Origin of the sequence: Streptomyces sp. NBC_01485 (assembly GCF_036227125.1) — a bacterium.
Lineage (GTDB): Bacteria > Actinomycetota > Actinomycetes > Streptomycetales > Streptomycetaceae > Streptomyces.
The window spans coordinates 2,213,348-2,237,129 of record NZ_CP109435.1 but is presented as its reverse complement, the minus strand read 5'-3'; the positions used below and the strand labels follow the sequence as shown (position 1 = coordinate 2,237,129).

At 70.4% G+C, this 23,782-nt stretch carries 17 protein-coding genes and 3 pseudogenes; 12 read left to right on the top strand and 8 right to left on the bottom strand.

Annotated elements, in window-relative coordinates; genetic code table 11:
- Positions 1 to 78: 78 nt before the first annotated feature.
- A pseudogene (locus OG352_RS10350) lies at positions 79 to 288 on the bottom strand (LD-carboxypeptidase); the annotation flags it as partial.
- A gap of 161 nt (positions 289 to 449) precedes the next feature.
- Here OG352_RS10350 and aroQ point away from each other — a divergent pair.
- Complete coding sequence (aroQ, locus tag OG352_RS10345; RefSeq protein WP_329216200.1) at positions 450 to 923, top strand: type II 3-dehydroquinate dehydratase; 474 nt, start codon at positions 450 to 452, stop codon at positions 921 to 923.
- Positions 924 to 973: 50 nt separating this feature from the next.
- Here aroQ and OG352_RS10340 read toward each other — a convergent pair.
- From OG352_RS10340 to OG352_RS10320, 5 genes and pseudogenes are all read right to left on the bottom strand, one after another.
- Positions 974 to 1,728 (bottom strand): annotated as a pseudogene (locus tag OG352_RS10340) (amino acid ABC transporter ATP-binding protein).
- Positions 1,725 to 2,687 (bottom strand): amino acid ABC transporter permease, encoded by a 963-nt coding sequence (locus tag OG352_RS10335; RefSeq protein WP_329216198.1) that lies wholly within the window; start codon positions 2,685 to 2,687, stop codon positions 1,725 to 1,727. Before OG352_RS10335 ends, OG352_RS10340 begins: the two are co-directional and overlap by 4 nt.
- Positions 2,684 to 3,568 carry an ABC transporter substrate-binding protein gene (locus tag OG352_RS10330; protein ID WP_329216196.1) on the bottom strand — a complete coding sequence of 295 codons (885 nt, stop codon included), beginning with the start codon at positions 3,566 to 3,568 and terminating at the stop codon, positions 2,684 to 2,686. Before OG352_RS10330 ends, OG352_RS10335 begins: the two co-directional genes overlap by 4 nt.
- Before the next feature lie 314 nt (positions 3,569 to 3,882).
- Positions 3,883 to 4,539 (bottom strand): MBL fold metallo-hydrolase, encoded by a 657-nt coding sequence (locus OG352_RS10325; protein ID WP_329216194.1) that lies wholly within the window; start codon positions 4,537 to 4,539, stop codon positions 3,883 to 3,885.
- Positions 4,540 to 4,548: 9 nt separating this feature from the next.
- Positions 4,549 to 5,235, bottom strand: coding sequence for a maleylpyruvate isomerase family mycothiol-dependent enzyme (locus OG352_RS10320; protein ID WP_329216193.1), 687 nt, complete (start codon positions 5,233 to 5,235; stop codon positions 4,549 to 4,551).
- Between the two features lie 222 nt (positions 5,236 to 5,457).
- On the opposite strand from OG352_RS10320, the gene uvrA reads away from it, so the two are divergent.
- Positions 5,458 to 8,472: an excinuclease ABC subunit UvrA gene (uvrA, locus tag OG352_RS10315; protein ID WP_329216191.1), complete on the top strand. Its 3,015-nt coding sequence runs from the start codon at positions 5,458 to 5,460 to the stop codon at positions 8,470 to 8,472.
- A gap of 126 nt (positions 8,473 to 8,598) precedes the next feature.
- Here the strand turns inward: uvrA and OG352_RS10310 are convergent.
- Positions 8,599 to 9,509 (bottom strand): annotated as a pseudogene (locus OG352_RS10310) (carbohydrate kinase family protein).
- 286 nt (positions 9,510 to 9,795) lie between these two features.
- Entirely contained in the window at positions 9,796 to 10,767 is a 972-nt protein-coding gene (locus OG352_RS10300; protein ID WP_329216189.1) for a hypothetical protein, read from the bottom strand.
- Positions 10,768 to 11,080: 313 nt separating this feature from the next.
- Here OG352_RS10300 and uvrC point away from each other — a divergent pair, with 313 nt between their 5' ends.
- The 10 genes from uvrC to OG352_RS10250 all read left to right on the top strand — a co-directional run bounded on the left by uvrC (position 11,081) and on the right by OG352_RS10250 (position 23,584).
- On the top strand, positions 11,081 to 13,156 hold the full coding sequence (gene uvrC / locus OG352_RS10295) for an excinuclease ABC subunit UvrC (RefSeq protein WP_329216188.1): 2,076 nt from the start codon (positions 11,081 to 11,083) through the stop codon (positions 13,154 to 13,156).
- The gene (gene rapZ / locus OG352_RS10290) at positions 13,153 to 14,151 is read left to right on the top strand and encodes an RNase adapter RapZ (RefSeq protein ID WP_329216186.1); all 999 of its coding nucleotides are present in this window, start codon (positions 13,153 to 13,155) and stop codon (positions 14,149 to 14,151) included. The genes uvrC and rapZ overlap by 4 nt, the downstream gene beginning before the upstream one ends.
- Entirely contained in the window at positions 14,148 to 15,215 is a 1,068-nt protein-coding gene (locus tag OG352_RS10285) for a gluconeogenesis factor YvcK family protein (RefSeq protein WP_329216184.1), read from the top strand. Before rapZ ends, OG352_RS10285 begins: the two co-directional genes overlap by 4 nt.
- Positions 15,206 to 16,195 carry a DNA-binding protein WhiA gene (gene whiA / locus OG352_RS10280; RefSeq protein ID WP_329216183.1) on the top strand — a complete coding sequence of 330 codons (990 nt, stop codon included), beginning with the start codon at positions 15,206 to 15,208 and terminating at the stop codon, positions 16,193 to 16,195. The genes OG352_RS10285 and whiA overlap by 10 nt, the downstream gene beginning before the upstream one ends.
- A gap of 144 nt (positions 16,196 to 16,339) precedes the next feature.
- Complete coding sequence (locus OG352_RS10275; protein ID WP_329216181.1) at positions 16,340 to 19,294, top strand: M14 family metallopeptidase; 2,955 nt, start codon at positions 16,340 to 16,342, stop codon at positions 19,292 to 19,294.
- Between the two features lie 228 nt (positions 19,295 to 19,522).
- A complete protein-coding gene (gap, locus tag OG352_RS10270; protein ID WP_329216180.1) occupies positions 19,523 to 20,533 on the top strand; it encodes a type I glyceraldehyde-3-phosphate dehydrogenase in 1,011 nt (336 codons plus the stop codon).
- A gap of 108 nt (positions 20,534 to 20,641) precedes the next feature.
- Positions 20,642 to 21,874, top strand: coding sequence for a phosphoglycerate kinase (locus OG352_RS10265; RefSeq protein ID WP_329216179.1), 1,233 nt, complete (start codon positions 20,642 to 20,644; stop codon positions 21,872 to 21,874).
- A gap of 6 nt (positions 21,875 to 21,880) precedes the next feature.
- Positions 21,881 to 22,657 carry a triose-phosphate isomerase gene (gene tpiA / locus OG352_RS10260; protein WP_329216178.1) on the top strand — a complete coding sequence of 259 codons (777 nt, stop codon included), beginning with the start codon at positions 21,881 to 21,883 and terminating at the stop codon, positions 22,655 to 22,657.
- A 144-nt stretch (positions 22,658 to 22,801) separates the two neighbouring features.
- Complete coding sequence (secG, locus tag OG352_RS10255; protein ID WP_093773548.1) at positions 22,802 to 23,038, top strand: preprotein translocase subunit SecG; 237 nt, start codon at positions 22,802 to 22,804, stop codon at positions 23,036 to 23,038.
- Positions 23,039 to 23,248: 210 nt separating this feature from the next.
- On the top strand, positions 23,249 to 23,584 hold the full coding sequence (locus OG352_RS10250) for an RNA polymerase-binding protein RbpA (RefSeq protein WP_010352468.1): 336 nt from the start codon (positions 23,249 to 23,251) through the stop codon (positions 23,582 to 23,584).
- Positions 23,585 to 23,782 lie beyond the last annotated feature (198 nt).

Here is a 23,782-nt window from a genome sequence, read left to right as displayed (position 1 = left end):
CGTGCATGCCGCGTCAACTACCCACGGTGACCGCCGGTTACGGGGGCGCGCGGGGTCGCGGCCGGGTTCCGGCGAGCCTCAGTAGGTGACCGTGACGCGTCGCGCGGGACCGTCGACGCGGACCGTGCCGCCGTAGGGGATGACGAGTTGAGGGCCGGTGTGGCCGAAGTCGACGTCGAAGACGGCCAGGATGTCGGGGGCGTACGCCTTCAGCGCGCGCTCCACTTCCTCGCGCTGCCCGGCGGCGTAACGGGCGCCCTCCTCGGGACCGTTGGGCTGCTCGAAGGACCCGCGAGACGACGGCTGTGCGGTCACCGGGCGACGGCTTGGGAGGTAGGCAGGCGTGTTCATGCCGGGACGGTACGGCCTGCTGCCGTGCGGTCTCACCGTGATAGACCGGTCCGAGCAGCGGTCCTCGACGGACCGTCCCCGAACGGACCGGAGGAACCGTGCCCCGCACCCTGGCCAACGCCCCGATCATGATCCTGAACGGCCCCAACCTGAACCTCCTGGGCCAGCGCCAGCCGGAGATCTACGGTTCCGACACGCTCGCCGACGTCGAGGCGATGTGCGTCAAGGCGGCGGCCGCGCACGGCGGCACGGTGGACTTCCGGCAGTCCAACCACGAGGGGCAACTCGTCGACTGGATCCAGGAAGCGCGGTTGAACCACTGTGGCATCGTGATCAACCCGGGCGCCTACTCGCACACCTCGGTCGCGATCCTGGACGCCCTCAACACCTGCGACGGCCTGCCGGTGCTGGAGGTCCACATCTCCAACATCCACCAGCGCGAGTCCTTCCGGCACCACTCGTACGTCTCGCTGCGCGCGGACGGCGTCATCGCGGGGTGCGGGGTGCAGGGGTACGTGTTCGGCGTGGAGCGCGTCGCCGCGCTGGCGGGGGCTGGGAAGGCCGACACGTAAGCACCGGCCTCCAGGCGCACACCCCTTACCGGAGTCCCTTACCGCTACTCCTACAGACGGCCCGCGTCCACGATCCGTCGCAGGAAGCGCTGCGTGCGCTCCTGTCGCGGGTCGCCGAAGAGCTGCTCTGCGGTGCCGCGCTCCAGCACGACGCCTCCGTCCAGAAAACAGACCTGGTCGGCGACCTCGCGGGCGAAGCCCATCTCGTGGGTGGCCAGCACCATGGTCATGCCGTCGCCCTTCAGATCACGGACGACGTTCAGGACCTCGCCCACCAGCTCCGGGTCGAGGGCCGCGGTGATCTCGTCGAGCAGCAGCAGCCGGGGACGTACGGCGAGGGCGCGCACGATCGCCACACGCTGCTGCTGACCGCCGCTGAGCCGGTCGGGGTACTCTCGTCGGCCTTGCCGGCCAGCCCGAGCCGCTCCAGGAGCCCCCTGGCGTGTTCCTCGGCCTCCGCACGGGCGACGCCGTGCACGCGGCGCGGGGCGAGCGTGATGTTCTCCAGCACCGTCATGTGCGGGAACAGGTTGTACGCCTGGAAGACCACGCCGATCCGGCGCCGTACCGCGTCCTGGTCGGCGCGCGGGTCGGTGATCTCCTCGCCGTCCAGCCAGATCGCGCCGTCGTCGATGTCCTCCAGCAGGTTGGCGCAGCGCAGCAGCGTGGACTTGCCGGAGCCGGACGTGCCGATCAGGGCCGTCACCGTGTGCGGGGCGACCTCAAGGTCGACGTCCCGCAGGACGACGGAGCCGCCGAAGGTCTTGCGGACGGACTCCATCCGCAGCACCGGAGCATCGCTCATGTCGTTCCTCCCTGGGCCCGCTGACGGTCCATCCGGGCCGTCACCCAGTCCGTGAAGCGGGTCATCGGGATGGTCAGCGCCACGAAGACGAGCCCCGCGACGATGTACGGCGTGTAGTTGAGGCTGCGGCCCACGATGATGTCCGCCGCGCGGACGGCGTCGATCGCGCCGCCGATCGAGACGAGGCCGGTGTCCTTCTGAAGGGACACCAGATCGTTCAACAGGGGCGGCACCTGGCGGCGCACCGCCTGGGGGAGCACCACGTAGCGCAGCGCCTGCCGGTTGTTCAGGCCCAGCGAGCGGGCCGCGGCGCGCTGCGAGGGGTGCACGGACTCGATGCCCGCGCGGAACACCTCGGCGACGTACGCCGAGTACGTCAGCGTCAGGGCCGTACCGCCCAGCAGCACGGGGTCGACGGTCACGCCCTGAAGGCGCAGAGCCGGGACGCCGAACACCACGATCATCAGGTTGATGATCAGCGGCAGCCCGCGGAAGAAGTCCGTGTACGCCGCCGCCAGCACCCGCAGCGGGAAGAACACCGGGCCGCGCAGGGTCCGGGCGATGGCGATGAGCATGCCGAGAACCAGCACGGCGACGCCGCAGATCAGCAGCAGCCGGACGTTCAGCCACAGCCCTTCGAGGACCTTGGGGAACGCCTCGCGCGCGTACTGCCCGTTGAAGAAGGTCTCCTTGGTGCGCGGCCAGCCGGGCGCACCGACGACGACCACGTAGAGGACGGCACCCGTGAACAGGGTCGAGAGCGCCGCGATCGCCGTGGCGCGGCGGGCACGCGCGCGTTTGTAGCGCTCGCGCTCCAGCCGCCGCACGGAGGGGGTGTAGCCGTCGGCGGGGGAGCCCTCGTCGCCCTTGGTCAGGCCACCCCGGGTCATGTCACCCCCGGTCGTGTCGCCCTTGTCGTCCGCGCCTTCCCGGCCGGACTCGTCCTTCGTGACCGTCACTTGAGCACCGGGGCGTCGACGGCGTCGGAGAGCCACTGCTGCTCGATCTTCGCCAGGGTGCCGTTCTTGCGGAGGGTGTCCACGGCATCGGTCACGCAGGGGGTGAGTGCGCTGCCCTTGTCGAGCACCAGGCCGAACTGCTCCGGCGCGGCGCCCTGGTTCTCGAACTGGCCGACGATCTCGGCGTCCGTCACCTCGGCGGCGGTGATGTAGAAGGCGGTGGGCAGGTCGACCACGACGGCGTCGACCTGGCCGTTCTTCAGCGCGGACTTGGCCTGGTCGTTCTTGGCGTAGACGGCGGCCTGCCGCGTCGGCTTCACCACGTCGTCGATGTAGTTCAGGCTGGTCGTGCCGACCTGGGCGCCCAGCTTGAGGCCCTTGAGGTCCGCGATGGTCGTCGCCTTGGCGGCCTTCGTGCCCTTCAGGGCGATGACGGCCTGGCGCACGTCGTAGTAGCCGGACGAGAAGTCCACGGCCTTCTTGCGCTCGTCGCTGATCGACACCTGGTTGATGTCGAAGTCGAAGGTCTTCTCGCCCGGCGCGAAAGCCTTGTTGAACGGCACGCTCTGCCAGACCACGGCGCTCTTGTCGTAACCGAGCTGCTGCGCGACGGCGTACGCCACGGCCGACTCGAAGCCCTCGCCGTCGGCAGGCTTGTCGTCCTTGAACCACGGCTCGTACGCCGGCTCGTCGGTCGCGATCGTCAACGTGCCGGAGGTCTCGGTGGCGAGCTTGCCCTTGGCGCAGGTGTTCGCGCTCGAACCGGAAGGCGTGGAAGCCGCCTTGTCCTCAGGCTGCGGAGCGCAGCCGGCAGCGGTCGCGAGCAGGGCTACGGTGGCGCCGGCTACGGCGCGGCGCAGAACACGTGGGGCAGGATGCATGGCGGGAGAGTGGCAGCGAAATCCCTGTTTGTCGAGGTCACACCATCAGGTGTCCGCATTCTGGGAACGGGTGTTGCGTTCTCGTGAACAGGGGCGCGGAGTGCGCCTGGGCCGCCGGTCGAGGGCGGGGAAAGTGGACCGGCGGCCCATCCGCGCCGGAGCCGTCATCCCGCGCGGGGCTGCCACCAGTTGACCGCTCAACCACGTGTGCGGGGAGCGTGCGCGAGGCGCCGGCGCGTGCACACGATTCACACGGGGCACGCGTTGGGCGACACGCGCCAACACGCACCCCCTGTACGGACGGTAGGGAAAACTCACCACCCGCGCGCGTGCCACTCCGCAAGGTGCGGTCGCTCCGCGCCCAGCGTCGTGTCGCCGCCGTGTCCCGGATAGACCCAGGTCTCGTCCGGCAGCACGTCGAAGATCTTCGTCTCGACGTCGTGGATCAGGCTGGCGAACGCCTTCGGATCCTTGCGGGTGTTGCCCACGCCGCCGGGGAACAGGCAGTCGCCGGTGAACACATGGGGGTGGCCGTGCGGGTCGTCGTAGACCAGGGCGATCGAGCCGGGCGTGTGCCCCACCAGATGGCGCGCGGTGAGTTCCATGTGTCCCACCCGGATGACGTCGCCGTCGTCGACCGGGACGTCCGTCGGTACGGGGATGCCGTCGGCGTCCTCCCGGCCGGCGTAGGTACGCGCGCGCGTGGCCGCCACGACCTCGGCGAGCGCCTGCCAGTGATCGCCGTGCTGATGGGTGGTGACGACGGACGCGATGCCGTCGTCACCGATCGTGCCGAGCAGTGCCTCCGCGTCGTTGGCCGCGTCGATCAGCAACTGCTCGTCCGTGGCCCGGCAGCGCAGCAGATAGGCGTTGTTGTTCATCGGGCCGACCGCGACCTTGGTGATCATCAGGTCCTTGAGCTCGTGCACGTCCGCCGGTCCGCCGACGGCCACCTCTCCGCTGTACGTCATGGCGGCAGCCTATAGCGGGGGAAGGCCCGGCAGGGGCCCGCCCTCGACGGTCAGTGCGGATCCGTCGCGGCGCCCGGCGAGCCAGCCCAGGAGGTCCGCGGGGGAGCCGGTGACGGTCACCTCGGGATCGTCGGCCTTCCGGCCCGTGTGCCACGCGCGCGTGCCGTCCGTCAGACGCGTCGGCGGTACGCCGGGATGCCCGGCGAACCGCTCCGCGAGGAACTCGGTCTCCCGCTCGGTGAACTCCTGCGGCAGGTTCTCCAGCTCGTAGCCGATGCCCAGGTCCACGTGGTGCAGCTCGACCTCCACCCACCGCCGGAACGGCACCCGGGCCGCCGAGTCGACGACCCCGTTGCGCAACTGCACCGTGCGCGACCAGTCCGCGGGTGCCGCCCCCGCCGCCTGGAGACGGGCCCCGCTCTCCCGTACGTCCGCGAGCTGGACGTCCAGGGGGCGCGGGGCGTCCCGCTCGATGTCGGCGTCGCGGACCTGCGCGTCGGCGTACATGGGGCGGCCCTCGAAGACGTTCACGAGAGCGTCCGCGTTGCGCGCGACATGGGCGAGGACGTGACCGCGGCTCCAGCCGGGCAGCCGTGACGGCTCGGGCACCGACGCGTTGTCCAGTCCGGCGACCGCGGTGAGCAGCCGCTCGGTCGCGTCACGTACAGACTCCAGGTCATGAGCGTGATCAATCATGCTGCCGACCCTAGCCCCGCCACTCCTTCGGGTGAAGGTGGCGGACCGCGCCCCGAAATCGAATGCACGTGCTATATGGTCGGTGGCGGCGTCGGGCATGCTGGAAGGCCGGGGATTGTTGTGAACCGGTGAATCCCGACCGGCGTTGTCAGTGGCTCCCCCTAGTCTGGGAAGGACGGGGGCCCTGCCCCTGTCCTTCTCTCAAGAAAGGTGCGGACCGGCGTGGCCGACCGTCTCATCGTCCGTGGCGCGCGCGAGCACAACCTCAAGAATGTCTCGCTCGACCTGCCACGCGACTCGCTCATCGTCTTCACGGGCCTGTCGGGGTCGGGCAAGTCCTCGCTGGCCTTCGACACCATCTTCGCCGAGGGCCAGCGGCGCTACGTCGAGTCCCTCTCCTCGTACGCCCGCCAGTTCCTCGGCCAGATGGACAAGCCGGACGTCGACTTCATCGAGGGCCTCTCCCCGGCCGTCTCCATCGACCAGAAGTCGACCTCGCGCAACCCGCGCTCCACCGTCGGCACCATCACCGAGGTCTACGACTACCTGCGCCTGCTCTTCGCGCGCATCGGCAAGCCGCACTGCCCCGAGTGCAGCCGGCCGATCACGCGCCAGTCGCCGCAGGCCATCGTCGACAGGGTGCTGGAGCTGCCGGAGGGCAGCCGCTTCCAGGTGCTGTCGCCGCTGGTGCGCGAGCGCAAGGGCGAGTTCGTCGACCTGTTCGCCGACCTCCAGACCAAGGGCTACTCCCGCGCGCGGGTCGACGGCGAGACGATCCAGCTCTCCAACCCGCCCACGCTGAAGAAGCAGGAGAAGCACACCATCGAGGTGGTCATCGACCGCCTCACGGTGAAGGAGTCGGCCAAGCGCCGCCTCACCGACTCGGTGGAGACCGCCCTCGGCCTCGCCGGCGGCATGGTCGTGCTCGACTTCGTCGACCTCCCCGAGGACGACCCCGAGCGCGAGCGCATGTACTCGGAGCACCTGTACTGCCCGTACGACGACCTGTCCTTCGAGGAGCTGGAGCCCCGCTCCTTCTCCTTCAACTCGCCCTTCGGCGCCTGCCCCGAGTGCTCCGGCATCGGCACGCGCATGGAGGTCGACGCCGAGCTGATCATCCCGGACGAGGACAAGTCCCTCGACGAGGGCGCCATCCACCCCTGGTCGCACGGCCACACCAAGGACTACTTCGGCCGCCTGATCGGCGCCCTCGCGGAGGCACTCGGCTTCCGCACGGACATCCCCTTCGCGGGCCTGCCGCAGCGCGCCAGGAAGGCCCTGCTGTACGGCCACAAGACGCAGATCGAGGTCCGGTACCGGAACAGGTACGGCCGTGAGCGCGTGTACACGACAGCCTTCGAGGGTGCCGTCCCGTTCGTGAAGCGCCGGCACGGCGAGGCCGAGAGCGACGCCAGCCGTGAGCGCTTCGAGGGCTACATGCGTGAGGTGCCCTGCCCGACCTGCGCGGGCACGCGCCTCAAGCCGCTGGTCCTCGCGGTCACGGTCATGGACAAGTCCATCGCCGAGGTCTCCGGCATGTCCATCAGCGACTGCGCGGACTTCCTGGGCGAGCTCAAGCTCAACGCCCGCGACAAGAAGATCGCCGAGCGGGTGCTGAAGGAGGTCAACGAACGGCTCAAGTTCCTGGTCGACGTCGGCCTGGACTACCTCTCCCTCAACCGCGCGGCCGGCACGCTCTCCGGCGGCGAGGCCCAGCGCATCCGCCTGGCCACCCAGATCGGCTCCGGCCTCGTCGGCGTCCTGTACGTCCTCGACGAGCCGTCCATCGGCCTGCACCAGCGCGACAACCACCGGCTGATCGAGACCCTCGTCCGGCTGCGGGACATGGGCAACACGCTCATCGTCGTCGAGCACGACGAGGACACCATCAAGATCGCCGACTGGATCGTCGACATCGGCCCCGGCGCCGGCGAGCACGGCGGCAAGGTCGTGCACAGCGGTTCCCTGAAGGAACTGCTCGCCAACGAGGAGTCGCAGACCGGGCAGTACCTGTCCGGCAAGAAGGCGATCCCGGTGCCCGACATCCGGCGCCCGCAGGACCCGTCCCGTCGGCTCACCGTGCACGGCGCCCGCGAGAACAACCTGCAGGACATCGACGTCTCCTTCCCGCTGGGCGTGTTCACCGCGGTCACCGGCGTCTCCGGTTCCGGCAAGTCGACGCTGGTCAACGACATCCTGTACACGCACCTGGCCCGCGAGCTGAACGGCGCGAGGAACGTTCCGGGACGCCACACGCGTGTGGACGGCGACGACCTCGTCGACAAGGTCGTGCACGTCGACCAGTCGCCCATCGGCCGCACCCCGCGCTCCAACCCGGCCACCTACACGGGCGTCTTCGACCACGTCCGCAAGCTGTTCGCGGAGACGACCGAGGCGAAGGTCCGCGGCTATCTGCCCGGCCGCTTCTCCTTCAACGTCAAGGGCGGCCGCTGCGAGAACTGCGCGGGCGACGGCACGATCAAGATCGAGATGAACTTCCTCCCGGACGTCTACGTCCCGTGCGAGGTCTGCCACGGCGCCCGCTACAACCGGGAGACCCTGGAGGTCCACTTCAAGGGCAAGTCCATCGCCGACGTCCTGAACATGCCGATCGAGGAGGCCACGGAGTTCTTCGAGGCCGTCCCCGCGATCGCCCGCCACCTCAACACCCTGAAGGACGTCGGCCTCGGCTACGTCCGGCTCGGCCAGTCCGCGACCACCCTGTCCGGCGGCGAGGCCCAGCGCGTCAAGCTCGCCAGCGAGCTCCAGCGCCGCTCCACCGGCCGCACGGTCTACGTCCTGGACGAGCCGACGACGGGTCTGCACTTCGAGGACATCAGCAAGCTCCTGAGGGTGCTCGGCGGCCTCGTCGACAAGGGCAACACGGTCATCGTCATCGAGCACAACCTCGACGTGATCAAGACCGCCGACTGGGTCGTCGACATGGGCCCCGAGGGCGGCGCCGGCGGCGGTCTCGTCATCGCCGAGGGCACACCGGAGGAGGTCGCCGGGGTGTCGACCAGCCACACCGGCAAGTTCCTGCGGGACGTCCTCGGCGCCGACCGGATCAGCGACGCGGCTCCGGTGAAGGCCCCGGCCCCACGCAAGACGGCGGCGAAGAAGACGGCCGCGGCCAGGGCGACGGCGACAGCGAACAACACGGCGACCAAGAAGGCCGCCGGGGCGACGACGAAGGCGACCCCCGCGAAGAAGACGACACGGGCCCGCAAAGCCTGACGAGCGCGCGGGCCGCAAGGCCTGACGGGCTCGAGAGACGGACGGCGCCCCACGGGAACTCCCCGCAGGGCGCCCTCCGTTGTCCCCACAGTCCGTTGCCTCAGCAGCCAGTTGCCCCGACAGGCGCTAGAGGAAGCCGAGTTCGTAGCCGTACGGCGGTTCCGCGCCCGCCCGGGAGCAGGTGATCGCCGCCGCGCGGGCCGCGTACCGCAGGAGCTGCTGCCAGCCGTCGGCGCCCATGAGCTGGAGCGCTGCCGGCGACAGCGCGTCCCGTACCGAGAGGCCGTGCAGCAGGGCCGCGTTCACGGTGTCCCCGGCCCCGATGGTGTCCACGACGTCCACCTTCTCACCCGGTACCGGGTGCACGGCGCCGTCCCGGGTGAAGGCGGTCAGTCCGTCGCCGCCTGGGTGATCACGACGGCGGAGGGACCGGCGGACAGCCATTCGCGCGGGTTCCCGCCCAGCCACTCGGCGTCCTCCTCGGAGAGCTTGAGCAGGGACACCGAGGGCAGCCAGCTCTTGAAGCGGGCCCGGTAGGCGTCGGCGTCGCGAATCAGCCCGGGGCGGATGTTCGGGTCGAGCGCGGTGAACAGGCCCTGCGCCGCGGCGGTCCGCAGCAGCTCCTCGTACGCGCTCGCGCCCGGCTCCAGGACGAGCGAGCAGGTGCCGAAGGACACCGCGCGCGTCCCCGTGGGCAGCGTGGCCGGGGCCGTGAACAGCCGGTCGGCGGTGCCGTCGACGTAGAAGGAGTAGGCGGCCGAACCGCTCCCGTCGATCGTGGCGACCGCGAGGGTGGTCGGCTCCGTACCGCGCTGCACCGCGGACACGTCCACGGCCGACTCCCGCAGCCTGCCGAGCAGTGCCTCGCCGAAGGCGTCCCGTGATGTGCGGGAGCAGAAGGCCGTGGGGGAGCCGAGGCGGCTCAGCGCGACGGCCGTGTTGAAGGGGCCGCCGCCGAGCGCCGGCCGCAGACCCGCGAGGGCACCCGTGCCCTGCGGTACCAGGTCGATCAGGGCCTCACCGGCGACGACGATCACAGGGCGGCTCCTTTCACGGGGTTCGCATGCTTCTCGGAGTTCTCGGGCTGCACGGACGGTACGTGCCGCTCCCCGGACGGGCCTTCCGCGCAGCCGCACGAGGTGCGATGGACGAACCAGCAGGCGAGCCGCACGGTCCGCGCCGGGCGGGCGCGCCGAGGCGTTCGAGGAGCGTCCGCCCGGCGAGGACGCCGATGTCATCGCACGGAGATCCTCCAGGTTATCGAGGCGGGCGCCCTGGAACAGGGGGTACGGCCTCCTGATCGCCGATCGGTCGATCCGCAGGTCACTCCCAGTCCCAGCCGATGCCCACCATGCCCGACCGCACCCGTGGCTCGACGAGGTGCACCGAGCGGTGCCGGCCGCTGAACGGCAGTTCCTGGCGGCCGCTGCGCGGTGCCGCCGCCGAGTGCTGGGTGAACCGGTGGCAGCGTACCGGCAGGGCGTGTTCGTCGAAGCGGACCTGGAGGGCGTACTGGCCGCCCGCCGAGCCGAAGCCGCGGACGTACTCGCGGCACGCTTCGGCGGTGCCGTCCTCGACGCCGTAGCGGAAGAGGAAGGTGTCGCCGGCCCTCAGGCGGGTGTCGAAGAGGAGCTCGGCGACGAGCACGCCGGTGTCGTGGTGGCGGCGGACGCGGCCGGCCCGGCAGTTCTCCAGGGCGTGGACCGTCATCCTCTCCGGTGCGCATCCGGGGTCGCCGTGGTGGACGGCCACGAAGCGGTCGACGCCGTCCCGGTGGGCGCGCACGATGTGCTGCGACTCGCGCCCCAGGAGCTCGCGGCGCGCCCCGATGCGGACCCGCTCGTGGTGACCCAGGGTGTGCAGTCCACCGTCGACGGGGCACTCCAGTTCGCCGAGCAGTTGTTCGAGAATGCCGGAGGCCTCCAGGAGCGAGCGGTAGGAGCGGCCCGCGGCGGACTGCCCGGCCGCCGTACCGTGGTCCGCGCCGTCGGGCTCCGCGAGCAGCCGGATCAGGGACTCGTCCGGCAGGTGCAGGATCTCCTCCAGTGCGCGGACGGCACGCAGCGACTCGGGGCGCTGCGGCCGCCGGGCGCCCTGCTGCCAGTAACTCAGGCTCGTCACGCCCACCTTGACCCCGTAACGCGACAGATGGTGCTGGACACGCTGCAACGGCAGTCCGCGGGCGGCGATCGCGGCACGCAGCGCCACGTGGAAGGGGCCGCCGCGCAGGGCCGTCTCCAGTTCCGCCGCGGCGGTGTCGACGGCGGCGTCCGCGTGCTGTGTGGCGTGCGGCATGCAGGGGCCTCTCTGTGAATGCTCACGACGGCTGGTCGGACCGTACGTGTGGGGGGTCGGGGCCCTGCCTGCGACGCCGAAGCTCCTTCACCTGTCCGTGAGGCGGCCTTCAAGGCCCCGAGTTCCCCCGCATTGAAGCGTGTTGACCAAGTCCCGACAACACCTGATGTCCAGGTGACACGTGCACGTGGCCGAGTCGGTGCCCCCGCGCCGCGCCCGCCCGGGCCGCGCTTGTCCACAGCCCCCGTCGGACACCCCGACGGTTGTCCACAGCCCCGCCGGAGTGTCACTCCGCGCCAGTAGGGTGTGAGACATGGCCGACCCCTCCAGCTACCGCCCCAAGCCGGGACAGATCCCGGACACTCCCGGGGTGTACCGATTCCGCGACGAGCACCGCCGGGTGATCTACGTCGGGAAGGCCAAGAGCCTGCGCCAACGCCTGGCGAGCTACTTCCAGGACCTGGCGGGCCTCCACCCGCGCACCCGCACGATGGTCACCACGGCCGCGTCGGTGGAGTGGACGGTGGTGTCCACGGAGGTCGAGGCGCTCCAGCTGGAGTACTCCTGGATCAAGGAGTACGACCCCCGGTTCAACGTCAAGTACCGCGACGACAAGAGCTACCCGTACCTCGCGGTCACGATGAACGAGCAGTTCCCGCGCGTGCAGGTGATGCGCGGCCAGAAGAAGAAGGGCGTCAGGTACTTCGGGCCGTACGGGCACGCGTGGGCGATCCGGGACACGGTCGACCTGCTGCTGCGCGTCTTCCCGGTGCGCACCTGCTCCGCCGGCGTCTTCAAGAACGCCACCCGCACCGGCCGGCCCTGTCTGCTCGGCTACATCGGCAAGTGCTCCGCGCCCTGCGTCGACCGGATCTCCGCCGACGACCACTGGGAACTCGCCGACGAGTTCTGCGACTTCATGACCGGCCGCACCGGCACCTACCTCCGCCGGCTGGAGAAGCAGATGATGGAGGCGGCCGAGGAGATGGAGTACGAGCGGGCCGCCCGCCTGCGCGACGACATCGAGGCCCTGAAGAAGGCCATGGAGAAGAACGCGGTCGTGCTCGCTGACGCGACCGACGCCGACCTGATCGCGGTCGCCGAGGACGAGCTGGAGGCGGCCGTCCAGATCTTCCACGTCCGCGGCGGCCGGGTGCGCGGCCAGCGCGGCTGGGTCACCGACAAGGTCGAGGACGTCACGACCGGCGCCCTCGTCGAGCACGCCCTCCAGCAGTTGTACGGCGAGGAGCGGGGCGACTCCGTCCCCAAGGAGGTCCTGGTCCCCGCCCTGCCCGACCCCGTCGAACCCGTCCAGGAGTGGCTCACCGGACACCGCGGGTCCCATGTGTCGCTGCGCATCCCGCAGCGGGGCGACAAGAAGGCCCTGATGGAGACCGTCGAGCGCAACGCACAGCAGGCGCTCGTCCTGCACAAGACCAGGCGCGCCTCCGACCTGACCACGCGCTCGCGTGCCCTGGAGGAGATCGCCGAGGCCCTCGACCTGGTCAGCGCCCCGCTGCGGATCGAGTGCTACGACATCTCCCACCTCCAGGGCGACGACGTCGTGGCCTCCATGGTCGTCTTCGAGGACGGTCTGCAGCGCAAGAGCGAGTACCGCCGCTTCCAGATCAAGAGCTTCGAGGGGCAGGACGACGTCCGCTCCATGCACGAGGTGATCACCCGCCGCTTCCGGCGCTACCTCGCCGAGAAGGAGCGCACCGGCGAGTGGGTGGACGAGGAGCCGGACGGCGGCCCCGGCCAGGATCCGGGCGATCTCGGCCAAGGTCTGAAGGACGACGAAGGCCGCCCCAAGCGCTTCGCCTACCCGCCCCAGCTCGTCGTCGTCGACGGCGGACAGCCGCAGGTCGCGGCCGCCCGGCGGGCGCTGGACGAGCTCGGCATCGACGACATCGCCGTCTGCGGCCTCGCCAAGCGCCTGGAGGAGGTCTGGCTGCCGGACGACGACGACCCGGTCGTCCTGCCCCGCAGCAGCGAGGGCCTCTACCTGCTCCAGCGCGTCCGCGACGAGGCCCACCGCTTCGCGATCACCTACCAGCGCACCAAGCGGGCCAAGCGTTTCCGCGCCGGCCCGCTGGACGAGGTGCCGGGTCTCGGCGAGACCCGCAAGCAGGCGCTGATCAAGTACTTCGGCTCGGTGAAGAAGCTGCGCACCGCGACGATCGACCAGATCTGCGAGGTCCCCGGCATAGGCCGCAAGACGGCCGAGACCATCGCCGCGGCCCTCGCCCGGGCGGCACCGCCCGCCCCCGCCGTGAACACGGCGACCGGAGAGATCATTGAAGATGAGGAACCCGACACCACGGCGGGTCCCCCCGGAGATCCCGTGACGGCGGGCGCCCCGGAAGAACGACCGGGGCAGGAGACATGACCGAGCACGAGACACACCCCACAGCCCAACGGGAACAGGCCCCAGCGGCCCCCGACAGCCCTCAGCAAGAAGCACGTCAGGAAGACGGAGCACAGGTGAGTACGGACGTCACGCCGCCCGGGATCCCCGAGGCGGCCATCCCCGAGCTGGTGATCATCTCCGGCATGTCCGGGGCCGGCCGCTCCACGGCGGCCAAGTGTCTGGAGGACCTCGGCTGGTTCGTCGTCGACAACCTCCCGCCCGCCCTGATCCCCACCATGGTGGACCTGGGCGCCCGCTCCCAGGGCAACGTGGCGCGGATCGCGGTCGTCGTCGACGTCCGCGGCCGGCGCTTCTTCGACAACCTCCGGGAGTCCCTCGCCGACCTCGGGTCGAAGAACGTCACCCGGCGGATCGTCTTCCTGGAGTCCTCCGACGACGCCCTGGTGCGCCGCTTCGAGTCGGTGCGCCGCCCGCACCCCCTCCAGGGCGACGGCCGTATCGTCGACGGGATCGCCGCCGAGCGCGAGCTGCTGCGGGAACTGCGCGGCGACGCCGACCTGGTGATCGACACCTCCAGCCTCAACGTGCACGAGCTGCGCGCCAAGATGGACGCCCAGTTCGCGGGCGACGAGGAGCCCGAGCTGCGGGCCACCGTGATGTCCTTCGGCTTCAAGTACGGCCTGCCGGTCGACGCCGACCTGGTCGTGGACATGCGCTTCCTGCCCAACCCGCACTGGGTCCCGGAGCTGCGCCCCTTCAGCGGCCTCCACGAGGAGGTCTCGGCGTACGTCCTCAACCAGCCCGGCGCGAAGGAGTTCCTCGACCGGTACGCGGAGCTCCTCCAGCTGGTTGCCGCGGGCTACCGCCGGGAGGGCAAGCGCTATGTGACCATCGCGGTCGGCTGTACGGGCGGCAAGCACCGCTCGGTGGCCATGTCGGAGAAGCTCGCCGCGCGCCTCGCGGCCGAGGGCGTGGAGACGGTGGTCGTGCACCGGGACATGGGACGGGAATGACAGGACGTACTGCGCGGCTCGGCCGGCTGCGCAAGGTGCCGCCGGACGGGCGCGTGAGCCGGCCGGTCGAGGCCCGGGGCGGCAAGCCGCGCCGCCGAGGCACCCAGCCCAAGGTCGTCGCCCTGGGCGGCGGCATGGGCCTGTCCGCCTCGCTCACCGCGCTGCGCCGGATCACCGGCGACCTCACCGGCGTCGTCACCGTGGCCGACGACGGCGGCTCCAGCGGACGCCTGCGCGACGAGCTGGGCGTGCTGCCGCCCGGGGACCTGCGCAAGGCGCTGGCCGCCCTGTGCGGCGACGACGACTGGGGCCAGACCTGGGCCCGCGTCATCCAGCACCGCTTCCAGTCGCAGGGCGAGATCAACGGCCACGCCGTGGGCAACCTGCTGATCGTCGCCCTGTGGGAGCAGCTCGGCGACCACGTCCAGGCCCTGGACCTGGTCGGCAAGCTGCTCGGCGCGCAGGGCCGGGTGCTGCCCATGTCCGCCGTGCCGCTGGAGCTCCAGGCGCTGGTCAAGGGGCACGATCCGGAGCGCCCGGACGACGTCGACACCGTCCGGGGACAGGCGACGGTGGCGCTGACCCGCGGGGAGGTGCAGTCCGTGCACCTGGTGCCGAACGACCCGCCGGCCGTCCCGGAGGCCGTCGCCGCCGTCCTGGACGCGGACTGGGTGGTGCTCGGGCCCGGCTCCTGGTTCTCCTCGGTCATGCCGCACCTCCTGGTGCCCGATCTGCTGACCGCCCTCATGGAGACGAAGGCCCGCCGGGTGCTCTCCCTGAACCTCGCCCCGCAGCCCGGAGAAACCGACGGCTTCTCCCCGCAGCGTCATTTGGAGGTTTTGGGACGACACGCCCCTAAACTCACCCTGGACGTGGTGCTGGCCGACGAGGCCGCCGCGCCCGACCGCGACTCGCTGACCGACGCCGCCAAACGGTTCGGGGCCGCGGTCGAGCTGGCGCCGGTGGCCCGGCCCGACGGAACCCCGAGGCATGATCCGGAGCTGTTGGCCGCCGCGTACGACCGTATTTTTCGGATGCATGGAAGGATCGGCCCATGGCGATGACGGCAGCGGTGAAGGACGAGATCTCCCGGCTCCCCGTCACCCGGACCTGCTGCAGAAAGGCGGAGGTCTCCGCCGTCCTGCGGTTCGCCGGCGGCCTCCACCTGGTGAGCGGGCGGATCGTGATCGAGGCGGAGCTGGACACCGCGATGGCGGCCCGGCGGCTCAAGCGGGACATCATGGAGATCTTCGGGCACAGCTCGGAGCTGATCGTGATGGCCCCCGGCGGTCTGCGCCGCGGCTCGCGGTACGTGGTGCGGGTGGTCGCGGGCGGCGACCAGCTGGCCCGCCAGACGGGACTGGTCGACGGCCGTGGCCGCCCGATCCGGGGGCTCCCCCCGCAGGTGGTCTCCGGCGCGACCTGTGACGCGGAGGCGGCCTGGCGCGGGGCCTTCCTGGCGCACGGCTCGCTCACCGAGCCCGGCCGCTCCTCCTCCCTGGAGGTGACCTGCCCGGGCCCGGAGGCCGCGCTCGCGCTGGTCGGCGCCGCCCGCCGGCTCTCCATCGCCGCGAAGGCGCGCGAGGTGCGCGGGATCGACCGGGTCGTCGTCCGTGACGGCGACGCGATCGGGGCGCTGCTCACCCGGCTCGGCGCCCACGAGTCGGTGCTGGCCTGGGAGGAGCGCCGGATGCGCCGCGAGGTGCGCGCCACGGCGAACCGGCTCGCCAACTTCGACGACGCCAACCTGCGCCGCTCCGCGCGGGCCGCCGTCGCCGCCGGGGCCCGCGTCCAGCGCGCCCTGGAGATCCTCGGCGACGAGGTGCCCGAGCACCTCGCGGCGGCCGGCCGGCTGCGCATGGACCACAAGCAGGCCTCCCTGGAGGAGCTGGGCGCGCTCGCCGACCCGCCGCTGACGAAGGACGCGGTCGCCGGCCGGATCCGCCGGCTGCTGGCGATGGCCGACAAGCGCGCCTCCGACCTGGGCATCCCGAGCACGGAGGCCAACCTCAGCGAGGAGCTCGCCGACAACCTGGTCGGCTGACGGCCTGTCAGAATGCCGGTGGCGTCGCCTGATCGGGTGACGCCACCGGCGTTTGCGTGGCTTTGAGTCGCTCTTGACTGGATCATCGACTGTCATGAGCCTGGCAGAGTTCGCTGCTGTGGCGAACTCACGCTAGGGGGGTTCATGAGACGAAGAGCGAGATCGATCCTCGCTGTCGGCGCCCTGCTGCTCGGCGGAGCGGCGCTCGCGCCCATCGCCCAGGCACAGCCCGCAAACGCACCGAAGCCCGACCCGGACGAGGTCAAGGTGTTCCGCGCCGAGGTCACCAAGCAGCAGGTACCCCTGCTCCTTGCGGCCGGCCAGGACGGCCACGAACTCAGTGAGCAGGTACCCGAGAAGGGCACCGCCACGGTCGAGGCCTACCTCACCGACCAGCAGGCGAAAAAGCTCCAGAAGCAGGGCGTCGAGCTCACCGAGCACACACTTTCGGCCAAGGCGGAGAACCGCGTCGAGGCCGCCGCCGAGGGCGTGTTCCGCCCGTACAGCGGCAGCGGCGGCCTGCGGGAGGAGATCCTGCGCACCGGTCAGGAGAACCCGGGCCTCACCAAGGTCGTCTCCATCGGCAAGACGGTGAACGGCCAGGACATCCTCGCGGTCAAACTGACCAAGAACGCGAAGACGTCCGCGGACGGCTCCAAGCCCGCGGTCCTGTACATGTCCAACCAGCACGCGCGTGAGTGGATCACCCCGGAGATGACCCGGCGGCTGATGCACCACTACCTGGACAACTACGACACCGACCGGCGCATCAAGAAGATCGTGGACTCCAGCGAGCTGTGGTTCGTCCTGTCGGCCAACCCCGACGGCTACGACTACACGTTCCAGGACCCTGCGAACCGCCTGTGGCGCAAGAACCTGCGGGACGTCAACGGCGACGGCGCGATCTCCACCGGCGACGGCGTCGACCTCAACCGCAACTTCCCCTACAAGTGGGGCTACGACGACGAGGGTTCGTCCCCCAACCCCACCAGCCAGACCTACCGCGGCGCGAGCCCCGGCTCCGAGCCCGAGACCCGGGCCCTGGACGCCTTCGAGAAGCGGATCGGGTTCACCTACGGCATCAACTACCACTCCGCCGCCGAACTGCTGCTCTACGGCGTCGGCTGGCAGGTGGCCACCGACACCCCGGACGACGTCGCCTACAAGGCGCTCGCCGGCACCCCCGACAACTCCGCGGTCCCCGGCTACCACCCACAGGTCTCCTCGGAGCTGTACACGACGAACGGCGAGGCGGACGGCCACGCGACGAACGTCAACGGCCTGGGGATGTTCACCCCCGAGATGTCGACCTGCCAGACCGCCTCGAACCTCGACCCGAACGACCAGTGGAACGCCTCCGACTGCCAGTCGGGCTTCAACTTCCCGGACGACGAGAAGCTGATCCAGGACGAGTTCGCCAAGAACGTCCCGTTCGCGCTCTCCGTCGCCGAGTCCGCCGCGCACCCCGACACGCCGTCGTCCTCGGTGGGCCTGAGCGCGGCCGACTTCACCCCGGCGCCGTTCACCACGTCGTACTCGCGCGGCGCGGACCAGGAGGTCTCCGTCGTCGTACGGAAGGCGGTCCGGGACAAGGAGCTCAAGTACCGCGTCAACGGCGGCCGCACCTACGACCAGGCGCTCAAGGCCTGGAAGGGCGGCGAGACCTACGGCGGGGAGGACAACCTCTACTTCGACGAGTACCGGGCCAAGGTGCAGGACGGCGAACCGGGCGACAAGGTCGAGGTGTGGTTCACCGGTGAGACCAAGGCGGGCAAGAAGGTCTCCAGCTCGCACTTCACCTACACGATCGCCGCCCGCCCCAAGGCCGACACGCTCGTCGTCGCCGAGGAGGGCGCGGCCGCCACGCAGGCGCAGACCTACGTCGACGCGCTGAAGGCCAACGGCCGCAAGGCGCTCGTCTGGGACGTCGCCACCCAGGGCGCGCCCGACGCGCTCGGCGTGCTGAGCCACTTCGGCACGGTCGTCCACTACACGGGCGCGAACGTCCCCGGCAACCCGACCCAGCTCGAACTGCGCGCCTTCCTCAACGAGGGCGGCAAACTGATCGAGGCGGGCGAGCAGGCCGGCGGCAACGTCGACCTCGGCGACGGCACCCCGTCGAACGACTTCAGCCAGTACTACCTGGGCGCCTACTCCCGTACGACGACCCCCGGCGCCACCGGCTTCACCGGCTCCGGAAAGCTCGGCGGCCTCAGCGGGGCCCTCGGCGCCGCGCCCGGCAACCCGCTCGACAAGGCCGGCACCTACGGGGTCACCTCGGACGAACTGCCCGTCGCCGCCTACCCGCAGTTCGCGAGCGCGGGCGCCGGACAGTTCGCCGGGACGGTCAACCCGTACGGGCCGTACGCGGGCTCGTACATGGCCGCCGCCGTGCACACCGACGACGCCTACAAGCGCCTCACCCGCACCATCGACCTCAGCGGCGTCGGCGCGGCGGACAAGCCGGCCCTGCGCACCCGGCTGCTGTGGGACACCGAGCCGGGCTACGACAACGCGATCGTCGAGATCCACACGGTCGGCGCCGACGACTGGACCACGCTCCCCGAGGCGGGCGGCGCCACCAGTACCGCCGTACCCACGGACTGCGGGGGCGGCTTCTACGTCGACGAGCACCCGTGGCTGCGGCACTACCTCACCGTCGGCGCCAACACCTGCACCGCGACCGGAACCACCGGTTCCTGGAACGCCTTCACCGGTGCCGCCAGCGGCTGGCAGCAGGTGAGCTTCGACCTGAGCGCGTACGCGGGCAAGAACGTCGAGGTGTCGATCTCCTACGTCACCGACCCCGGCAGCGGCGGCCACGGCGTCCTCGTGGACGACGCCTCGCTGGTCGTCGGGGGCGCCGCCAGCGAGACCGAGGGCTTCGAGACGTCGCTCGGCGCCTGGCAGGTCGCCGGTCCGCCCGCGGGCAGCCCGGCCGTCCTGAAGGACTGGACGCGCACCGGCGTCCTGTTCCAGACGTACGGCGCGGTCACCACCGACGACACCGTGCTGCTGGGCTTCGGCCTGGAGCACGTCACCGCGGCGGCCGACCGCAAGGCGCTCATCGGAAAGGCGCTGGCCTCACTTGAGAGCTGACGTGGCGAAGTCAACCGCGCATGATCGGTCGTAATCAAATCGAGTGATCGGGTCTTCCGGTCGAGGGCGGTCCGTACCCCTACTGGCGGGTACGGACCGCCCTGCCGTGTATGGGTGACTCGATGTCACTCCGGCGGTCCCGGAGAGGTAGGGTCGTGGGTGGTCGGGGACATCCCAAATCAGCTCGCCGGCACCGCATAGCCGGCGTACCAACGAGGAGATCGGTTCGTGACGATCCGCGTAGGCATCAACGGCTTTGGCCGCATCGGTCGTAACTACTTCCGCGCGCTGCTGGAGCAGGGTGCTGACATCGAGATCGTGGCTGTCAACGACCTGGGTGACACTGCGACTACGGCTCATCTGCTCAAGTACGACACCATCCTGGGCCGCCTCAAGGCCGAGGTGTCGCACACCGCCGACACGATCACGGTCGACGGCCACACCATCAAGGTGCTCTCCGAGCGCAACCCCGCCGACATTCCGTGGGGCGACCTCGGCGTCGACATCGTCATCGAGTCGACCGGCATCTTCACCAAGAAGGCCGACGCCGCGAAGCACATCGCGGGCGGCGCCAAGAAGGTCCTCATCTCGGCTCCGGCCAAGGACGAGGACATCACCATCGTGATGGGCGTCAACCAGGACAAGTACGACGCGGCCAGCCACCACGTCATCTCCAACGCCTCCTGCACCACCAACTGTGTGGCGCCGATGGCCAAGGTCCTCGACGAGAACTTCGGCATCGTCAAGGGTCTGATGACGACGGTCCACGCGTACACCAACGACCAGCGCATCCTGGACTTCCCGCACTCGGACCTGCGCCGCGCCCGCGCCGCCGCCGAGAACATCATCCCGACCACGACGGGCGCCGCGAAGGCGACCGCCCTGGTCCTCCCGCAGCTCAAGGGCAAGCTCGACGGCATCGCGATGCGCGTCCCGGTCCCGACCGGCTCGGCCACCGACCTGGTCGTGACGCTGCAGCGCGAGGTCACCAAGGACGAGGTCAACGCCGCGTTCAAGAAGGCCTCCGAGGACGGCGACCTCAAGGGCTACCTGGCCTACACCGAGGACGAGATCGTCTCCTCGGACATCGTCGGCGACCCGGCCTCCTGCACCTTCGACTCCTCCCTGACCATGGTCCAGGAGGGCAACTCGGTGAAGATCCTCGGCTGGTACGACAACGAGTGGGGCTACTCCAACCGCCTCGTCGACCTCACGGTCTTCGTCGGCGGCCAGCTCTGATCGTCAGATCAGGCACCTCGATGTGAGTGCAGGGCTCGGGCGGCGCAGGGACGCGCCGTCCGAGCCCTGCCGCACGTACACCACGAGCCCTCCCCAGGAGTCCCCGTAATGAAGACGATCGACGAACTTCTCGCCGAAGGCGTCGCAGGCAAGCGGGTCTTCGTCCGCGCCGACCTCAACGTGCCGCTCGCAACCGGCGGCGAGCCCACCGGCACCGCAGCAATCGCCGACGACGGCCGGATCCGCGCCGTGCTGCCCACCGTCAAGGCCCTCGCGGAGGCCGGCGCCAAGGTGGTCGTCGCCTCGCACCTGGGCCGTCCCAAGGGCGCGCCGGACCCGGCGTTCTCGCTCGCCCCCGCCGCCGCCCGACTCGGTGAACTCCTCGGCTCCGCCGTGGCGTTCGCGACCGACACGGTCGGCGAGTCCGCGCGGTCGACGGTCGCGGGCCTGAGCGACGGTCAGGTCGCCGTCATCGAGAACCTGCGCTTCAACCCGGGCGAGACCGCCAAGGACGACGCCGAGCGCGGCGAGTTCGCCGACCGGCTCGCCGCCCTGGCGGACGTCTACGTCGGCGACGGCTTCGGCGCGGTGCACCGTCGGCACGCCTCCGTCCACGAGCTCCCGGCGCGCCTGCCGCACGCCGCCGGCTTCCTGATCGCCACCGAGGTCGGCGTCCTGAAGAAGCTCACCGAGGACGTCAAGCGGCCCTACGTCGTCGCGCTCGGCGGCGCCAAGGTCTCCGACAAGCTCGCCGTCATCGACCAGCTCCTCGGCAAGGCCGACCGCATCCTCATCGGCGGCGGCATGGCCTACACCTTCCTCAAGGCCCAGGGCCACGAGGTCGGCATCTCCCTCCTGCAGGAGGACCAGGTCCCGGCGGTACGGGAGTACATCGAGCGCGCGGAGAAGACCGGCGTCGAGCTGGTCCTGCCCGTCGACGTCCTCGTGTCGCCCTCGTTCCCGGACCTGAAGGCCAAGGCCCCGACCAACCCCACCACCGTCGCCGCGGACGCGATCCCCGCCGACCAGGAGGGTCTGGACATCGGTCCCGCGACCCGCAAGCTGTACGCCTCGAAGCTCGCCGACGCCGCCACCGTCTTCTGGAACGGCCCCATGGGCGTCTTCGAGCACCCCGACTACGCCGAGGGCACCAAAGAGGTCGCCCAGGCCCTCGTCGACTCCCCGGCCTTCACGGTCGTCGGCGGTGGCGACTCCGCCGCGGCCGTCCGCCTCCTGGGCTTCGACGAGAACGCATTCGGCCACATCTCGACCGGCGGCGGCGCCTCCCTCGAATACCTCGAGGGCAAGACGCTCCCCGGCCTCGCCGCACTGGAGGACTGACCCCGTATGACCACTCGCACGCCGCTGATGGCGGGCAACTGGAAGATGAACCTCAACCACCTCGAGGCCATCGCCCACGTCCAGAAGCTCGCCTTCGCCCTGGCCGACAAGGACTACGAGGCCGTCGAGGTCGCCGTCCTGCCGCCCTTCACCGACCTGCGCTCCGTGCAGACCCTGGTGGACGGCGACAAGCTCAAGATCAAGTACGGCGCCCAGGACATCTCGGCGCACGACTCCGGCGCCTACACCGGCGAGATCTCCGGTCCCATGCTCGCCAAGCTGAAGTGCGCGTTCGTGGCGATCGGCCACTCCGAGCGCCGCCAGTACCACAACGAGACCGACGAGCTCGTCAACGCCAAGGTCAAGGCCGCCTACAAGCACGGCCTGACCCCGATCCTGTGCGTCGGCGAGGAGCTGGAGGTCCGCGAGGCGGGCGACCACGTCGCCCACACCCTCGCCCAGGTCGAGGGCGGTCTCAAGGACCTCCCGGCCGAGCAGGCCGAGTCCGTCGTGATCGCCTACGAGCCCGTCTGGGCCATCGGCACCGGCAAGGTCTGCGGCGCCGGGGACGCGCAGGAGGTCTGCGCCGCCATCCGCGCCAAGCTCGCCGAGCTCTACACCCAGGAGCTGGCGGACCGGGTCCGCATCCAGTACGGCGGCTCCGTGAAGTCCGGCAACGTCGCCGAGATCATGGCGCAGGCCGACATCGACGGCGCGCTGATCGGCGGCGCCTCGCTGGACACCGACGAATTCGTCAAGATCGTGCGCTTCCGCGACCAGTGATCCCGCTGGTGGTCCCACAGCGATCCGAGCTGTGAGTATGCGGTAGCGGCGATCCGTCGTACCCTTGCGGAGGCATAGCGGACAACGCTGTGCCTCCGCTGTTCATCCGAGTGGTCATCCGAATCCGAGGAAGTTGGTCCAGCCGTGGTTTTGGGGTTCTCGATCGCCCTGATCGTCTTCAGCCTGCTGCTGATGCTGCTGGTGCTGATGCACAAGGGAAAGGGCGGCGGCCTCTCCGACATGTTCGGTGGCGGCATGCAGTCCTCCGTCGGCGGTTCCTCGGTCGCCGAGCGCAACCTCGACCGCATCACCGTCGTCATCGGTGTGCTGTGGTTCGCCACCATCATCGTCCTCGGCATCGTGATGAAGTCGAACACCTGAGCCGCCTCGCCCGAGCACACATTCCGGTACGTAACGCCCCATGTTCGGTACGCGCAGCTGAGCGCGGCCTATCATGGGGCTTGCGTCTTCGTGTGGGAGCTGTAACTCCAATCACTGGACGCGCGTTGTGCCTTACGTAGACTGAGGCGCTCGCAGTGAGGCGAGAACGCCGACTCGCTTCGCGGCACCATCACGCAGGGAGTTACGACCGTGGCAAGTGGCAACGCGATCCGAGGAAGCCGGGTCGGGGCGGGGCCGATGGGCGAGGCCGAGCGGGGCGAGTCCGCGCCGCGTCTGCGCATCTCCTTCTGGTGCTCCAACGGACACGAGACGCAGCCCAGCTTCGCCAGCGACGCGCAGGTCCCCGACACCTGGGACTGCCCCCGCTGCGGATTCCCGGCCGGACAGGACCGGGACAACCCCCCGGCCCCGCCGCGCACCGAGCCCTACAAGACGCACCTCGCCTACGTGCGGGAGCGGCGCAGCGACGCGGACGGTGAGGCGATCCTCGCCGAGGCGCTCGCCAAACTGCGGGGCGAGATCTAGAAGTTGAGACCGGCCGGGCGCCTGAAGGCGCCTGGCCGGAGCTGTTTCACGGCGCGGGTGGCTGTCCGTGTGCGGGTCGATTGTCAGTGGTGCCCTCTACGGTTTTCGTAGCGGTTCCCGTGTCTGCGGTGAACCGGCGAAACCGTGAGGGGGAGTCGTGGCGGCGGTCGGTACGGCGGGAGTGCGTGCGCCCGCGTG

Coding starts and splice junctions, on each gene's coding strand:
- OG352_RS10330 (WP_329216196.1), bottom strand. CDS start 3,568: ATGCATCCTGCCCCACGTGTTCTGCGCCGCGCCGTAGCCGGCGCCACC.
- OG352_RS10325 (WP_329216194.1), bottom strand. CDS start 4,539: ATGACGTACAGCGGAGAGGTGGCCGTCGGCGGACCGGCGGACGTGCAC.
- OG352_RS10320 (WP_329216193.1), bottom strand. CDS start 5,235: ATGATTGATCACGCTCATGACCTGGAGTCTGTACGTGACGCGACCGAG.
- OG352_RS10300 (WP_329216189.1), bottom strand. CDS start 10,767: ATGCCGCACGCCACACAGCACGCGGACGCCGCCGTCGACACCGCCGCG.
- uvrC (WP_329216188.1), top strand. CDS start 11,081: ATGGCCGACCCCTCCAGCTACCGCCCCAAGCCGGGACAGATCCCGGAC.
- rapZ (WP_329216186.1), top strand. CDS start 13,153: ATGACCGAGCACGAGACACACCCCACAGCCCAACGGGAACAGGCCCCA.
- OG352_RS10285 (WP_329216184.1), top strand. CDS start 14,148: ATGACAGGACGTACTGCGCGGCTCGGCCGGCTGCGCAAGGTGCCGCCG.
- whiA (WP_329216183.1), top strand. CDS start 15,206: ATGGCGATGACGGCAGCGGTGAAGGACGAGATCTCCCGGCTCCCCGTC.
- OG352_RS10275 (WP_329216181.1), top strand. CDS start 16,340: ATGAGACGAAGAGCGAGATCGATCCTCGCTGTCGGCGCCCTGCTGCTC.
- OG352_RS10265 (WP_329216179.1), top strand. CDS start 20,642: ATGAAGACGATCGACGAACTTCTCGCCGAAGGCGTCGCAGGCAAGCGG.
- tpiA (WP_329216178.1), top strand. CDS start 21,881: ATGACCACTCGCACGCCGCTGATGGCGGGCAACTGGAAGATGAACCTC.